Source organism: Dietzia sp. MNB45 (assembly GCF_051994785.1).
In the GTDB taxonomy this organism is placed as follows: domain Bacteria; phylum Actinomycetota; class Actinomycetes; order Mycobacteriales; family Mycobacteriaceae; genus Dietzia; species Dietzia kunjamensis.
This window is the reverse complement of record NZ_CP163397.1, coordinates 2,382,095-2,396,301: the sequence shown is the minus strand read 5'-3', so window position 1 is coordinate 2,396,301 and position 14,207 is coordinate 2,382,095. Positions and strand designations below refer to the sequence as shown.

The window sequence follows — 14,207 nt, the reverse complement described above, 5'->3', positions numbered from 1 at the left end:
TTTCGGGCCCGCGAGTGGATTACCTTGCCGGTCAGGCGAGGTAAGACAGAGTGGTCATCATCCCGGCCTCTTGGTGATAGGCGTTGTGGCAGTGCAACGCCCACTGGCCAGGATTATCGGTGTCGAACTCGATCTCAATAGTGCGCATCGGCCGAATCGTGACGGTATCCTTGCGAAGCCCGCTGTCCGCGAGCGCGAACGTATGTCCGTGCAGGTGCATCGGATGGAACATGTCGGACATGTTCCGCATCCGCATCCGCACCCGCTCCCCACTGTTGACCTCCAGCGGCACCGAATCCGGGTGGACTTGGCTGTTGAGGGTCCACCGGTACGGCGACATCGTCCCGCCCAGGTCAACACTGTGGTACCGATCATGACTTCGGTTAGACAGACGCACTGCCTCGCTGGGGGATAAGTCGGTACCCAATAGCGGACGCCGGTCCACTTCGACTGGTCGGGAATTTGTCGGGAGATCGCCCGCTGCTGTACGTACAAGGGCCTGCGCGTGGCCATCCTTGCCTTCGGGCTGAGCGAACAACGGGAACACGCCGTCGCCGAGCGTGACCACAACATCGAACCGTTCACCCATGCCGATCAGAAGGGAATCGGTGTCCTCGGGAAGCACGGGAAAGCCGTCAGTGTGAGTGACGGTCATCCGGTGCCCGCCAAGCGCTACCCGGAACGCGGTGTCGGCGCCGGCATTGACGAACCGGATGCGCACGCGTTGGCCCCGCGCCGCTCTCCAAACGTAGGGGTCGACAGGGAGTCGACCATTGATCAGAAAGTGCGGGTAGGTGACATCCCCGGCGCTGCCGAGGATGGGGGACATCATCGACCCCTCACCCCCGTGCATGTCCATCATGTCGTGGTCCATCCCCTGCATCCCGGCATCTGCGGTGTCGGCACCGATGCCCAGATCACGGGCGACATCGTCGGAGGTCCGACCGGTCCCGTCGACCCAGTCGTCAAGGACCACGAGCCATTCATGGTCGTAGTCGCCGGGCTCGCCCGGATCATCGATGATCACCACTCCGTACAAGCCCCGATCGAGTTGCAGACCCGAATGTGAGTGGTAGAAGTACGTGCCCGGGTCTGGGGCGGTGAAGTCGTAAGTGAACGTGGTGCCTGGTGCGATCGGGTCCTGCGTCAACCCGGGAACCCCGTCCATGTCGTTGCTCATGGCGATCCCGTGCCAGTGCACGCTGGTCTCCTGGGGCAGCTGGTTGTCCACGGTGATCTGCAGCCGCTCTCCAGCTTGGGCCCGCACCAGTGGGCCTGGCAATTGTTGGTCGTATCCCCACGTTGAGACGACTCGGCCACCCAGATCAACGTCGACCGGACGGGGGGTCAACTGCGCAGATACCACCGTTTGGCCGGGGGAGCGTCGCTCCTGCTCAAGCCGCCTCACGAGATCTGACGAGGCTCCCACGGGACTGCCCGTGGCTGCTCCGGAACCAGAACATGCAGTCAGAGCGCCGGCGCCGGCGAGAAGCGATCCGGCCAAGAAAGACCGGCGGGAGACCAGCACGCGCGGCGCACGTCTTAGCGCACCTGCCCGCCCCGTGGCGTCAGCGTTCATCATGATCGGCGTTTCGCGAAGTCGCGGTCCCTACGTGAGATCCGAAAGAGATACCGGAAGAGACGACCCCAGTAGCAGGAGAGTGAGACCCGCGTAGGTGCCGATGCCCTCCGAAAAGACTGGTCGTCAAGGCCAGAACCATCGCCCAGAAACCGAGTACGAACGCGATCAACAGGACGATGTCGATCCAGTTCATACCGTAAAACCACCCCATCAGACTCAACTCCTTGCCTGTATTAGAAACTCGATTCTGCGGGGCGAAATGCGAGATCTGGGTCATCGTTTCGTCAAGATCCGATCAAGGTTCTTTTCGGACAGACAGACTCGACTCGAGTTAGGAGAGACCATCGGAGCACTGTCAGATCGGCAAAGTAATGTCTGAGACGGCGAAGTCGCGGAGCCAGTACACGAACTGCGTCCATATGCCGCTGAGCAGCAAGATTCCGACGACAATGAGCATGATGCCGCCGACGATCTGAATCGTTCGCGTGTGTCGTTGCAGCCAGCCCACCGTGCGGATGGCTCTCGTCGAACCGAAGGCCACCACGATAAAAGGCAGTCCGAGCCCCAGGCAGTACGCCACGATGAGCAGTACTCCGCGTGCGGCGTCGAGTCCGGTTCCGGCGGCCACCGACAACGCCGCTGCCAGCGTCGGTCCGAGACACGGCGTCCATCCCAGGGCGAAGACGGCGCCAAGTAGCGGCGCGCCCGCCCAGGTGGAAAGCGCTTTCGGCTGCATTCGAGTGTCCCTCTGGAGGGCGGGTATGGCCCCGATGAACACCAGACCCATCAAGATGGTCACCACACCGCCGAGCCGCTGCAGCAATTCTTGCTGGGGGGCGAGGTATTGCACGGTGCCCAGCACCATCGCCGACAGCAGCACGAAGACCACCGTGAATCCAGCAACGAATAGCACCGCGGCGAGGACGACTCGTCGTCGCGATGACACCCGCTGACGCTGCTGTTCAAGAGTGAGCGTGCTGGCTTCGGCGCGGCGTTGCTCGGCGGCCTGCACGGTCACCGCCGGGCGCTCTGCACCCACGATGCTGGCCATATATGCCAGATACCCGGGCACGAGCGGGACTACGCACGGCGAGGCGAACGAGACGAGTCCCGCAAGGACACATGCTCCCAACGCGAGAAGTAGAGGCCCGGAAGCAGCTGTTTGTTGGAACGTCTGGCCAATGGATTGCGCGATCAGCACCGTGTTCATGCAGCGTCGCTTTCAGCAGGCTCGGCCAGCAGTCTCTCGATGACCGGCTCCAACTGGGTGTCGGTGACCTCTGCTAGATATACCGCAGCGACTCGGTGCTGTTTGTCGAGAATCAGTGTCGCTGGCACCACCGAGGTGGGGAAACCATGTAGCGCTGCCACCGCGGCCTGCGATGGGTCCCAAATTGAGGGATAGGTGACCCCGTTGTCCTTGATGAAGTCGACAGGCTTTTGCCGATTCGGGTCGCGCAAGTTGACGCCGAGATTGGTGAACCCTTGCGCCTGGTACTTGTCCTGTAGTCGCTGCAGGTCGTCGGTTTCCGTCCGGCAGGGAGCACACCACTGACCCCACAGGTTGATCAGCACCACCTCGCCAGGAAAGTCTGCGACCGCCACAGTGGCCTCCGGATCTACTACTTCCGGGCCAGACATCGGCGCGATCTTCTGGCGGTCCGCCGGCGGATCATAGAAGATCTCAATCTGGCCGCCCGGGCTGACAAAATCGAACGTCTCACCTGAAGCGACGGCATCAGTGCCGCTAGCGCAGCCAGTAAGTACAAGCGAACTCACCACCACTGCGGCCAGTTGGCATCTTGCCCGTCTGCCCCAGCTACCGGGCTGCGCACCCTTGCCGAACACATTCGTCGTCATCACAGCATCAGCACCACTCTTGCATGCACAGTCACACCGGACGATTGTGCCGCCCCTACCCCATTGGTTCGGTCGGGGTTCGATGAAGGTCTGATCAAGATTCCCAAGAGAAGCTGTGGGCACCGCGAGACCGATGCACAGTGTGCAGCTGACACGAGAACCGGATTCCGAGTGCAAAAAAGGAGACCCCCATGGCGCATGGGCATGGTGGACACGGGCAGGTGCAGGGACTGCTGCACGATTAGGTGACATCTGATCTGTGGTGCCGAACGGTGCCGCTGGAAGGATGTATACCGTGCCAAAGCCGTACCCCAAGGAGTTCCGCGACGACGTCGTTCGTGTCGCAAGGAGCCGTGAGCCGGGCGTCCACCTGAAGCAGATCGCCGCCGACTTCGGCATCAGCGAGTCGTGCCTGACGAACTGGATGAAGACCGCCGACGTCGAGGACGGCAAGAAGCCCGGCACGACGTCAACCGAGAACGCCGAGCTACGGGAGGCGCGGAAGCGGATCCGGCTGCTCGAGCAGGAGAACGAGGTCCTTCGCCGCGCGGCCGCCTACCTCTCGCAGGCGAACCTGCCGGGAAAATGATGTACCCGCTCGTCCGAGAGCTGGCCGGTGACGGTGTCCCCGTCACGGTGACGTGTCGGGTGCTCAAGATCGCTCGCCAGCCCTACTACCGCTGGCTCGCGCAGCCGGTCACTGACACCGAGCTCAAGGAGGCCTACCGCGCCAACGCGCTGTTCGAGGCCCACCGCGACGATCCGGAGTTCGGCTACCGGTTCCTCCTCGACGAGGCCCGAGATGCCGGCCAGTCGATGGCAGAGCGGACCGCGTGGCGGATCTGCTCGTCCAACGGCTGGTGGTCGGCGTTCGGCAAGCCCAAGAAGGGCAAGGCGAAGAAGCCCGGCTCACCGGTCCACGACGACCTGTGCGCCGTGCTCGACAAGCACGGCGTGATCCGGCACGTCTTCGAAGCGGGCGCTCCGAACGAGCTGTGGATCGGCGACATCACCGAACACAAGACCGCAGAGGGCAAGCTTTACCTCTGCGCGTTCAAGGACGTCTATTCCAACCGGATCGTGGGCTACTCGATCGACTCCCGGATGAAGTCCCGGCTCGCGGTCGCCGCGCTCAACAACGCCGTCGCCAGGCGTGGCGATGCGGCCGGCTGCGTAGTCCACACAGACAGAGGTAGCCAGTTCCGAAGCAGGAAGTTCGTCCACGCCCTCAACCGCCACAGCATCGTCGGATCCATGGGCAGGGTCGGCGCCGCCGGCGACAACGCAGCCATGGAGAGCTTCTTTGCGCTGCTGCAGAAGAACGTCCTCGACCGCCGTACCTGGGCCACCCGCGAAGAGCTGCGGATCGCGATCGTGACATGGATCGAGAGGACCTACCACCGCCGACGTCGACAAGCCGCTCTCGGCCGGTTGACCCCCATTGAGTTCGAGACCATCATGACCACGCCAGCCACTCAGGCTGCGTGACCCAACCTGTCACCTACTCGTGCAGCAGTCCCGCAGGCTCGTGGGTGGGGCATGGCTATCTCGGCTTGGCTGACGGGAATCTACTTCGTCATCGAGTTGGCGATCGGGCTGTGGACCGGCTCGGTTGCGGTGATCTCGGACGCTTTTCACACCTTCTCGGCGGTCGGTGGTGTCCTAGTCGCCATCTTCGCTGCTCGACTCGCCCGCCGCCCCGCAGACGAAAATCGCAGCTTTGGCTGGTACCGCGCCGAGATCGTAGGCGCGCTGGTCAATGGCGGTTTCCTGCTAATCATGGCGATGGTGGTGATCGTGATGGCTGCCATGCGCATGAATGCTCCGGTTGACCTGCCCACGACGCCCATGCTGTGGGCAGCCGCGGGAGGCTTGCTTACCGAAATCGTTGCCCTGAGCCTGATCTGGAAACAAAGCCGCAGCGACATGAACGTTCGTGGCGCGTTGTGGCACATCATCCAGACCTTCGTCGGCAGCCTGCTCATCATCGTCACCGCACTAGTGATCAAGTTCACCGGGTTCTTGCTGATCGATCCGCTGCTCGGTTTGGCGTTCGGCTTCGTGCTTGTATGGGCAAGCTGGAGCATCCTGCGCGACGCCACCCATCTGCTCATGGAGGGCACACCCGACGAGGTCTACCTGTCTGACGTGACTGAAGACCTGGCAGCGATAGATGGGGTGGAAGACGTCCATCATGCCCATGCTTGGGCACTAACCAGTGGACGTTTCGTGTTCTCCGGCCACCTGCGCACCTCCGCAAGTGCCGATCCGCAGATCGTTCTCCAATCCGCCTCCAACTTGCTTCAGGATCGGTACGGCTTCTTCTTTTCTACTGTGCAGGTGGAGACCGACTGTCCCGATGAGTCTGCGGCAGCAGCGATCGACATCACACGTGCGGCGGGTACGAGGAGGGGGCAGGAGTAAGGACCTTGATCCTGCTTGCGTTGATCGCGGTTTAGTCACCCGGGACGATTGCGGGGTGGCTCCGGCCGGCCCGCGTTCGAACCAAAAATCACGTCGGGGTAACGGTCGGGCGATGCCGTAGATGATTAACAAATGGCGTATGAACTGCTGATTTCTGGATTCTCAGGAAACTCTCCGTGACAGGACGATATGCAACTGTTACCTTTTCGGGAGTCTCCAGTGGTCGTCGGTATGAAGCTGCGACCATCGCTTAAGTTGAAGGAATCAATCATGTCGAGCTCCTCCAAGAGCGTTCCGTTCGCCGATCTCATGGACTCGCTTGGTGTGGGCCACCGCATCTCTGCTGGTGGGCGTCATCGCGCCAACCGATCCAGGGGAGTGGGCCGGATCGCCGCCACCACGCTGGCTGGCGCCGCAATCGCCGGTGGCGCGGCGCTTAGTGTCGCCCCTGTGGCCGCTGCCCAATCGTCTGATCCCGAGCACGTCGGACAGATGGTCGAAGAGGCTGCCGCCCGCTATGGCATCGGAGCTGACGCGGTCCGCCAGTATGCAAGTCAGGCCCCCGGGCTGAGCCAGGCGCTCGGATTCGATACTGCTCAGTCGTCGTCTTCGGCGTTTTCGGTCGCCAGCCAAGCTCACAGGCCGACTGATGGAACGATCACCTCTGGCTTCGGCTCGCGGTGGGGCGCTAACCACAATGGCACCGACATCGCTGCGCCGATCGGCACACCCTTGTATGCAGCCAAGTCCGGCACGGTCGTGGCCTCCGGCCCCGCTTCCGGTTATGGGTTATGGATTCGCATCAAGACCGATGACGGCTATCTCTTGGAGTATGGCCACAACAATGCCAACTACGTCACCGAAGGCCAGCAGGTCACCGCCGGCCAGGTGATCGGTGAAGTCGGTAACCGTGGCTACTCGACTGGTCCGCATGTGCACTTCGGCGTACGGAATCCCGCCGGCCAGTGGATCGACTCGGTGTCATGGTTGGCCGCGAACGGCGTCGTCATCTGAGGACGTAGACAACGACCTGCTGCTCGACACTTCCGATCCAGGCCCGGATGCCACAATTCGGCACGCAACACGCTGATCTCGCCGGATCGGAACCATCCCTGCCGACAGTGGCGGGAGGCGGGCACGATTAATGATCGCCGGAGCTGGTGCCGACAGGAGGGCCCCGATGCCGACCGTCTTGCCATCACCGCCTACCGTGAACGGCGTGCAGAGGGTCTTTCGCGTGATGACGCCGGGGTGGTTGATTTCCTTCATCGCCGTCGCACTGTTCGTCTATACGTGCTTCACACTGTTGGCGCCATGGCAGTTAGGCAAGAACGAGGATTTGAAGACGCGCAATTCCCAACTTCTTCACAGCGTCGAAGCCGATCCAGTGCCGTTGACGGAATTGACGGCGCGGGACGCGCCGTTGGACGAATCCGAGTGGCATCGGGTCACAGTAACCGGTCGCTATCTGCCCGAAGACGAAGTGCTCTTGCGGCAGCAAGCTGTCGACGGGGAACAGGTTTACCAAGTTCTCACCGCATTTCGGACCGAGGGCGGCGATGATCTGCTTATTAATCGTGGATGGGTTCGCGTTGGCGAGAACAACACGGTGCCGACCTACCCGGCCGCGGTAGCCGATCCAGTGACCATCACCGCCAGGCTCAGAATGCCCACCGACACCCCGGCCGAACCGATAGTTCTGCACGATCGTCACATGGTGCGCTCCATTGAAACCTCGACGATCGGTCGGGTTCTGGATCTCGATCTTGCTGGCTATCATCTCCAGCTCCCCGGAGGTCAACCAGGATCACTCGAGCCAACTCCGATACCGGAAGTCGAGGCGGGTTCGTACCTGTCCTATGGGCTTCAATGGCTTGCATTCGGAGTTCTAGCGCCAATTGGGCTTGGCTACTTTCTGTGGAGTGAAATCCGGGAGCGGCGCCGCCAACGTAGCCAGGGCAACGACGAGCAAGGCAGCCTAGGCGACGGTGCTGTGGGACCTGGTGACAGGGATATCGATCCTGATGTCGTATCCGGTCATATTGCTGAGGTGGATGCGGCCACGGAGGCAGTGGCCCATGACCGCCTCGTAACGATGACCGTTCGTGATCGCTACGGCACCAGATTTGAGGCTGAACGCCGACGGCGTCTACGTCCGAGAAATAGGCTCGATTACTGAGTCCAATCCTCGAGCTGGCTCTCGCCCTTACCTCGCGGGAGCTCATCAATTTCTCGCCCTCGGCGCCCTGCCCGACATGCTCACGTTGAGCGCCTGCAGCCGGCCCGGCCGACGACGGGTCCGCTCCCGATATCGGCGCGCACTCATGGCCGGGGATCTCAGCCCCGCCGACGGCGGCTAGCAATCCACCCCACCAGCATCGCGAATACTGCGGTGACCGTGATGATGAGTTCAGGAATTGAACGTAATCGGGTGGCAAGTGTGAACTCGGTATTGAGCGGGACCTGTGCGACGAGGGCATCGGCAGTGAACATTTCGGTCTGCTCGAGGACATCGCCATTCGCCGCGATAATCGCGCTGACACCGCTGGTGGCCGCTACCACCACCGTGCGGTTGTGTTCGACAGCGCGCAGCCGCGACATCGCCAGCTGCTGATAGGTCATGTCGGTATCGCCGAAGGTTGCATTGTTCGTTGGTACCGCGATCAACTGCGCCCCCGACCGAACCGACTCGGCCACCAGATCATCGAACGCGACCTCATAACAGGTGGCCACAGCGAGCGGTGTCTCATCGATGGTCACCACACCATCGCCGTTACCGGGCACGAAGTTGCCCGCCTGCGCGGCATAAGGCGAGAGCTTGCTCACGATCGATCGCATTGGCAGATATTCACCAAATGGAACCAGGCGTCTTTTGTCGTGCGCATCGCCAGGTCCTGTTCCTTGCTCCCACACCAGCGCTGTATTTCGGGTGGTACCGGAGCCAGTGGACACCACCGCCCCCACAAGGATCGGAGCGCCGATCGCCTCTGTGGCCGCATCGATCTGTTCTGCAGCGTCGGCATTGCGAAACGGGTCGATGTCTGATGCGTTCTCCGGCCAGATCACCAGATCCGGTGCGGGCTTCACCCCCGCTGCGACCTCGGTGGCGAGAGCGTCGGTACGAGCCACATGATTGTCCAGTACAGCGCGCCGTTGCGCGTTGAAATCCAGACCGAGTCGGGGCACGTTGCCCTGGACTAGGGCAACCGTTTTAGAGGGGGTGGTGATTGGTGCGGTAGAGACGGGTATCGAGCCGAGTGCAGAGGCGGTCACAAGCACCGCCCCGAGTAGCAACACCGAGCGCCAGGCGGAGCGCCGAGCAAGTCCGACGACCACTGCAGCAGTTGCACTGCCCACCAGTGCAACGGACAGGCTCACCCCTGGCGCCCCAGCGATCTGAGCGATCGCCAGCAATGGTCCATCAGTCTGACCGAACGCCAGCCGGCCCCAGGGAAACCCACCGAAGGGCAGGCGCGCTCGAACGGCTTCGGTGGCCACCCAGCAGCACGCGATCCACAGTGCAGCCCCGGGCAGCCGCGCCACCAGTGCGGTGGCCCCAGCGAAGACAGCGACTGCCACGGCCTGTAGCGCCGCTAATGCTAGCCAGGGGACAGCGCCGACATAAACCCCCACCCAGGGCAGTAAAGGTACGAAGAACCCGAGACCAGCCAGGTATCCCAATCCGAATGCGCCGCGCACGCTGATCCCTCGGATCGACAGGACCAAAATGGCAAGACCGGCCGGGGCGAGAAACCACAAGGATAGAGGCGGGAAACTGGTGTACAGCAGTATTCCTGCGCCCAATGACGACACCATTCGACCAAGCGCACGGCCGACGGGGTGACTATTTAGCCACCGCCGGGAAGGCGTTGACTGCGGTTGATTTCGGGTAACCCCGCCCATCCTGAGGTCGACTGCTGGCAGTACCACCGATTGCGGCCCACGGTTCTTCTGTCGTGTTGTCATGTCACGCTTGCGAGGTGCGCTCTCGTCTTCCGCAGAGGTCGCGGGGGGAGCGAATCGAACCCGTTCACGGCCTCGCTGAGTCCACGCGCGCGGCCCCGGAGCGGGGCCCGGCACATGCCTCCGACCGGGACGCACAGAGCGGATCGGAAGCATATCTGCCGGGTCACCCGGCGAGCTGGCCGATCTGGAACTCGGCGAGCCGCGATTGTGGCTGGGACGCTCCACTGTGCTGGTCGGTGAAACTCTCTGTCCCGTCTGTGCCGCACAGCTGCTCGATCCGGTCCGGCCCGCCCGGGTGTTGGTCGACCCACGCGGTGAGGTCGTAGACGATGTTCTCGATCACGGTCCAACACGAGTCGGTCGAATCGTTCTGCTGGACCTCGGCCATCGTGACCTGTTTCTCGGCTCTCTCGCCCGTCTGGAGCTGCTCTGCCTGTTCTGGCGCGCCCGTGTCGTTCCCGGCGCAGCCCACAGCTAGGAGCAGGGCGGCGGTGGAGCCGGAGGCGGTGAGTGTCCTGCGCAGTCTCATTCGATCTCCTCGTATAGTGATCTACCGAAAGTCCAGGCGGCCAGCCACGTACACAGGACCGTGAGCACCAGTGCTACGCCGATGTGGAATGCCAAGGTCGAACTGCCCCCTAAGCTCGCTTGGGCGAACGTGGCCCCGAACAGGACGAGGGCGACGACTGCAGCCCAGCGACCTCGCCGCGTAGCCCACGCGCGCCACCCTAGAACCAGAGCCAGCACGCCGGTGAGGACATGAAGGGCGATGGCGGCCGAGCTGTGGACGTCCAGACTGGTGCCGTCCTGGACCAGCACCCCTGCCGAAGTGAAGAGAAGTCCGAGGGCGCTGACCGTCAACAAGGCCACCGCTCGTGCGAGCAACAACAATCGTCCGGAAATCTGTAAATCTTGTGATCGCGACACTTTCCCTTTCTCGAGCTGCTCGTCCACTTCTTCGTGGTGGGAGGCGGCTGGCGACCCGCCCCACTTGTCCCCCAATGCCGCACGCACTGTCACATCTGGAGATTGTGCTGTGCTGACCTCTTGATTCGGTCGGGGTTTGATGAAGGTCTGATCAAGATCCCGGACGTGACGGTCGCTGACGCGGTGCTGATTTGGTGCGCGGCCAGTTGGGGTGAACCTGGGTGAAGCCTGTCAGGACGTCCAGCTTCCGAAGGCCTTCCCATGTCGCCCACGTAGTCCCTGACACTCGCAACAGGCAGCTTGATGAACGCTGCCAGAGGCTGTGGTCAGAGGGAGACTCTAGGCACGATGCACGCTGGTGGGGGCCGCTCCCGGTCGTTCTTCGACACGGGTGACGAGGCCCCCACTTCTTGCGACGGCGGACTCTGCTCGTCTAAGTTCGAGCAAAAGTCACATCACGAAACCATCACGGTATAGCGGCAGGGGAGACACGGCGACAGTGGAGCGAAGACGTGCACGCCGCAAGGCACACCCTTTAACTGTCGACATCTGGGCGAGTTCTGGTCGCCCTCGAGGTGGCGGTACGCATCGCCAACCCTCCGCCCGGCCCGAGTTACATGATCAGGTCGTCGTCGTCACGGTCGCCGCCGGGGCCATCGTGTCCTCGATAAGTTTTCTAGTGGACCAGCACGCAGAAGCTGGTGGTGAGCACATTCACCTCATCGCGCACGAGGAGTCGATCAGTCCTGCTGGCCAGTCTGGAGACATAGCCCTTCCCCCGGCTGAACTGCCTGGGCCCGTTGCGGTGCAAGGCGACCTCCCGCTGGAGAGCGCTGCCGCCATGGTGTCGTCATTGGCGGCAGGCACCGAAATCGACGCTCGCCGACAAGTTGCCGAGGAGACCGCGCGCCGTCCAACAGCAGCGATGCCGACAGTCGGGACCCTCACGTCTGAGTTCGGCCAACGCTGGGGCTCGCTCCACGGCGGCATCGATATCGCAAACGCGATCGGAACCCCGATCGTGGCGGCCACTGACGGGACCGTCATCGATGCCGGCCCGGCGCAAGGGTTCGGCAATTGGGTCCGACTGCTGTCGGATGAGGGCACGATGACCGTTTATGGACACATGGAAGAGGTTCTCGTGTCCACGGGCCAGCGTATACAGGCTGGACAGACGATTGCCCTCATGGGAAGTCGTGGCTTTTCCACCGGTTCACACTTGCACTTCGAGGTGTGGTTGAACGAGGGACGGGAGCGCGCCGACCCCATCGAGTGGCTCCGGCAAAACGGTATCGCGACCAACTGAGTCAGCCCTTGGAATGAGCCGGGGTCTGCGGTAAGGAGATCGTGAATCGGGCGCCGCGGCCGAGCCCGTCACTGTGAACGCGGATATGGCCTTCGTGGGCTTCGACGAGTGCACGGGTGATGGTGAGTCCGATGCCGCTTCCTCCGTGTGCCCGGTCGCGTGCGGTGTCGACGCGGTAGAAGCGGTCAAAAATGTGGTCGAGGTGCTGCGCTGCGATGCCTTCTCCAGTGTCGGCGATAGTGATCTCCACGTTCCCCTCGTGTAGGCGACTGGTGACGGTGACCATCCCACCTGAATCGGTGTGGCGGAGCGCGTTGTGCAAAAGGTTGGTCAGGACCTGGTTGATTCGATCACTGTCGACAGTGATCGGTATTGCCTGATCAATACGCGCTTGGAGCATCACATTCTTGTGCGAGTACTCGGGGCGCAGGGCTTCGATCGCGGCCGCGATAATGCTGCGAGTGTCGGTACCGATGGGGATGAGACGCGTGAGGTGTTCTTCGGCTCGGGACACTGCGCTGACATCGTGAGCGAGCCGGCCTAGCCGACCAGTCGCGGTACGCAGAATGCGCAGCGTGTCGTCGTCGAGTGCACGGACACCGTCTTCGATCGCCTCAAGGTGGGATTCGAGCGTGGCCAGGGGAGTCCGCAACTCGTGTGCGAGATCTGAAAGCATCCGTCGGCGTGTGGTTTCGGTGGCATCTAGTCGTCGTGCCAGTTCGTTGAAGCTGACGACAAGATCGTCGAATTCACGACCTATTCTCGGCTCGTGCACTCGTGAGTCGTATTGTCCACCGGAGATCTGCTGGACTGATCGGGTGACCGGGGTGATCGATCGTTGAACGCGGCGGGCGATGTAGCCGCTGACAGCCAGCGACAAGATCACCGATACCGCCAGTGCGATCGACCAAGACAGCATCATTGACGAGTTGAATGCCTCCTCCATATGGGCTGCTTCGGAGGAGTTCTGTGACAGTCCGGCCATCTCCAGATGCTCGTGGAAGATCCCGGGGGCAAGTATTGCGGCGACGACCCAGGCACTGACTGCGAAACCGATCATCACAAAAGCGAGCGCCGCCAGTAGCCGGGTACCGAAGGTGGCAGTGGTGAACCACCGCTTGAGGCGCGTCACGTTGTCACCCAGATCGATCCGGCTCACTGACCATCTCCGGTGCGGTAGCCGACACCGCGGACGGTGCGGATGTACGCGCCCCGGGACGCAGTGTCTCCGAGCTTGCGTCTGAGGTGCGCGATGTGGACATCAATCAGGTGCGTGTCGCCGACCCAGTCAGGCCCCCAGATGGCACTGATCAACTGCGTCCGGGACAGCACCAAGCCGGGGTCTCGCGTCAGTGCCGCCAAGAGGTCGAACTCGGTCCTGGTCAACTGAACCGGGGTGGTGTCGACGGTGACCGCGCGGCCTTCGACGTCGATCGCCAGTGCCCCAATCCTTCGCAGCTCTCTGCGTTCGGAGGCCGCGGACGGGGAGCGTAAGGCTGTAGACGATCGAGGACGGCGCAGCATGACTTGGATGCGGGCCATGAGCTCTCGTGGGCTGAACGGTTTGGTCATGTAGTCGTCGGCTCCCACGGACAGTCCGATGAGGGTGTCGACCTCCTCGGTGCGGGCGGTGAGCATGACGACATACGCATCGGAAAAGGTACGCAACTGGCGGCACACTTCGACGCCGTCCAGTCGCGGAAGGCCGAGGTCTAGCACGACGACGTCGGGATCAATCTGCCGGATCAGGTCGACTGCATCCTGCCCGTCGTGAACGATCGTGATGTCGAAGCCCTCGCGGGTCAGATAGGTACCGATGAGATCGGCGAGCTCACGCTCATCTTCGATGACCATCGCCCGCAGCCCTGTGGTCGCGCGCGTGGTCGGTGACTCACCTTCAGGTCCGGCGTCTCGAGAATCGGATGTGAACATAAGGCCTCAATCATCGTCGTAGGTCTGCCACTGGCGCCTATCGCATGCTTGATCTTGATCAGACCTTCATCAAACCCCCACCGAATCAATGGGGTCGGCGAAGGACAATCTCCAGATGTGACTATGCGTGCTACAGCGGTGCTGATGATGCTATGAAGCCGGTGACGCCCCACCGAAGCTGCCCCTCGTTCCGGTTCGTCGCACCGGGAA

Annotated in this window: 13 protein-coding genes; 5 read left to right on the top strand and 8 right to left on the bottom strand. The window is 62.3% G+C overall.

Annotated features, from left to right (window positions below; all coding sequences use genetic code 11):
- Nucleotides 1-31: 31 nt before the first annotated feature.
- From AB5G72_RS11430 to AB5G72_RS11420, 3 genes are all read right to left on the bottom strand, one after another.
- Complete coding sequence (locus AB5G72_RS11430) at nucleotides 32-1,579, bottom strand: multicopper oxidase family protein (RefSeq protein WP_269529594.1); 1,548 nt, start codon at nucleotides 1,577-1,579, stop codon at nucleotides 32-34.
- A gap of 358 nt (nucleotides 1,580-1,937) precedes the next feature.
- The gene (locus AB5G72_RS11425) at nucleotides 1,938-2,792 is read right to left on the bottom strand and encodes a cytochrome c biogenesis CcdA family protein (protein ID WP_440219913.1); all 855 of its coding nucleotides are present in this window, start codon (nucleotides 2,790-2,792) and stop codon (nucleotides 1,938-1,940) included.
- On the bottom strand, nucleotides 2,789-3,442 hold the full coding sequence (locus AB5G72_RS11420) for a TlpA disulfide reductase family protein (RefSeq protein WP_154828163.1): 654 nt from the start codon (nucleotides 3,440-3,442) through the stop codon (nucleotides 2,789-2,791). Before AB5G72_RS11420 ends, AB5G72_RS11425 begins: the two co-directional genes overlap by 4 nt.
- 295 nt (nucleotides 3,443-3,737) lie before the next feature.
- Here AB5G72_RS11420 and AB5G72_RS11415 point away from each other — a divergent pair.
- From AB5G72_RS11415 to AB5G72_RS11400, 4 genes are all read left to right on the top strand, one after another.
- Nucleotides 3,738-4,930, top strand: a protein-coding gene (locus tag AB5G72_RS11415) for an IS3 family transposase (protein WP_440219912.1) whose coding sequence is annotated in 2 segments (ribosomal slippage) — nucleotides 3,738-4,022 and nucleotides 4,025-4,930 — 1,191 coding nt in all. Because the reading frame shifts where the segments join, the coding sequence is not laid out codon by codon here.
- Between the two features lie 51 nt (nucleotides 4,931-4,981).
- On the top strand, nucleotides 4,982-5,866 hold the full coding sequence (locus AB5G72_RS11410) for a cation diffusion facilitator family transporter (protein ID WP_440219911.1): 885 nt from the start codon (nucleotides 4,982-4,984) through the stop codon (nucleotides 5,864-5,866).
- Nucleotides 5,867-6,136: 270 nt separating this feature from the next.
- Nucleotides 6,137-6,880 (top strand): M23 family metallopeptidase, encoded by a 744-nt coding sequence (locus tag AB5G72_RS11405; RefSeq protein ID WP_081470571.1) that lies wholly within the window; start codon nucleotides 6,137-6,139, stop codon nucleotides 6,878-6,880.
- A 166-nt stretch (nucleotides 6,881-7,046) separates the two neighbouring features.
- Entirely contained in the window at nucleotides 7,047-8,045 is a 999-nt protein-coding gene (locus AB5G72_RS11400) for an SURF1 family cytochrome oxidase biogenesis protein (protein WP_187352351.1), read from the top strand.
- Nucleotides 8,046-8,203: 158 nt separating this feature from the next.
- Here the strand turns inward: AB5G72_RS11400 and lnt are convergent, their stop codons facing one another.
- From lnt to AB5G72_RS11385, 3 genes are all read right to left on the bottom strand, one after another.
- On the bottom strand, nucleotides 8,204-9,682 hold the full coding sequence (gene lnt / locus AB5G72_RS11395; RefSeq protein ID WP_319026992.1) for an apolipoprotein N-acyltransferase: 1,479 nt from the start codon (nucleotides 9,680-9,682) through the stop codon (nucleotides 8,204-8,206).
- A 313-nt stretch (nucleotides 9,683-9,995) separates the two neighbouring features.
- Nucleotides 9,996-10,361 (bottom strand): cytochrome b5 domain-containing protein, encoded by a 366-nt coding sequence (locus AB5G72_RS11390; RefSeq protein WP_017836387.1) that lies wholly within the window; start codon nucleotides 10,359-10,361, stop codon nucleotides 9,996-9,998.
- Nucleotides 10,358-10,786, bottom strand: coding sequence for a hypothetical protein (locus tag AB5G72_RS11385; RefSeq protein WP_244200922.1), 429 nt, complete (start codon nucleotides 10,784-10,786; stop codon nucleotides 10,358-10,360). The genes AB5G72_RS11390 and AB5G72_RS11385 overlap by 4 nt, the downstream gene beginning before the upstream one ends.
- A gap of 652 nt (nucleotides 10,787-11,438) precedes the next feature.
- Between AB5G72_RS11385 and AB5G72_RS11380 the strand changes: the two genes are divergently transcribed.
- Complete coding sequence (locus AB5G72_RS11380; RefSeq protein ID WP_154828158.1) at nucleotides 11,439-12,065, top strand: M23 family metallopeptidase; 627 nt, start codon at nucleotides 11,439-11,441, stop codon at nucleotides 12,063-12,065.
- Between the two features lies 1 nt (nucleotide 12,066).
- On the opposite strand, the gene AB5G72_RS11375 is transcribed toward AB5G72_RS11380, so the two are convergent.
- Together AB5G72_RS11375 and AB5G72_RS11370 are read right to left on the bottom strand one after the other, a co-directional pair.
- The gene (locus tag AB5G72_RS11375) at nucleotides 12,067-13,224 is read right to left on the bottom strand and encodes a sensor histidine kinase (RefSeq protein WP_119192606.1); all 1,158 of its coding nucleotides are present in this window, start codon (nucleotides 13,222-13,224) and stop codon (nucleotides 12,067-12,069) included.
- Nucleotides 13,221-13,919 (bottom strand): response regulator transcription factor, encoded by a 699-nt coding sequence (locus AB5G72_RS11370; protein WP_096907180.1) that lies wholly within the window; start codon nucleotides 13,917-13,919, stop codon nucleotides 13,221-13,223. The genes AB5G72_RS11375 and AB5G72_RS11370 overlap by 4 nt, the downstream gene beginning before the upstream one ends.
- Between the last annotated feature and the right edge of the window lie 288 nt (nucleotides 13,920-14,207).

Bases quoted from the DNA above. Each gene is read 5' to 3' on its own strand.
- AB5G72_RS11430 (WP_269529594.1), bottom strand. From the start codon at position 1,579: ATGAACGCTGACGCCACGGGGCGGGCAGGTGCGCTAAGACGTGCGCCG.
- AB5G72_RS11425 (WP_440219913.1), bottom strand. From the start codon at position 2,792: ATGAACACGGTGCTGATCGCGCAATCCATTGGCCAGACGTTCCAACAA.
- AB5G72_RS11420 (WP_154828163.1), bottom strand. From the start codon at position 3,442: ATGACGACGAATGTGTTCGGCAAGGGTGCGCAGCCCGGTAGCTGGGGC.
- AB5G72_RS11410 (WP_440219911.1), top strand. From the start codon at position 4,982: ATGGCTATCTCGGCTTGGCTGACGGGAATCTACTTCGTCATCGAGTTG.
- AB5G72_RS11405 (WP_081470571.1), top strand. From the start codon at position 6,137: ATGTCGAGCTCCTCCAAGAGCGTTCCGTTCGCCGATCTCATGGACTCG.
- AB5G72_RS11400 (WP_187352351.1), top strand. From the start codon at position 7,047: ATGCCGACCGTCTTGCCATCACCGCCTACCGTGAACGGCGTGCAGAGG.
- lnt (WP_319026992.1), bottom strand. From the start codon at position 9,682: ATGGTGTCGTCATTGGGCGCAGGAATACTGCTGTACACCAGTTTCCCG.
- AB5G72_RS11390 (WP_017836387.1), bottom strand. From the start codon at position 10,361: ATGAGACTGCGCAGGACACTCACCGCCTCCGGCTCCACCGCCGCCCTG.
- AB5G72_RS11370 (WP_096907180.1), bottom strand. From the start codon at position 13,919: ATGGTCATCGAAGATGAGCGTGAGCTCGCCGATCTCATCGGTACCTAT.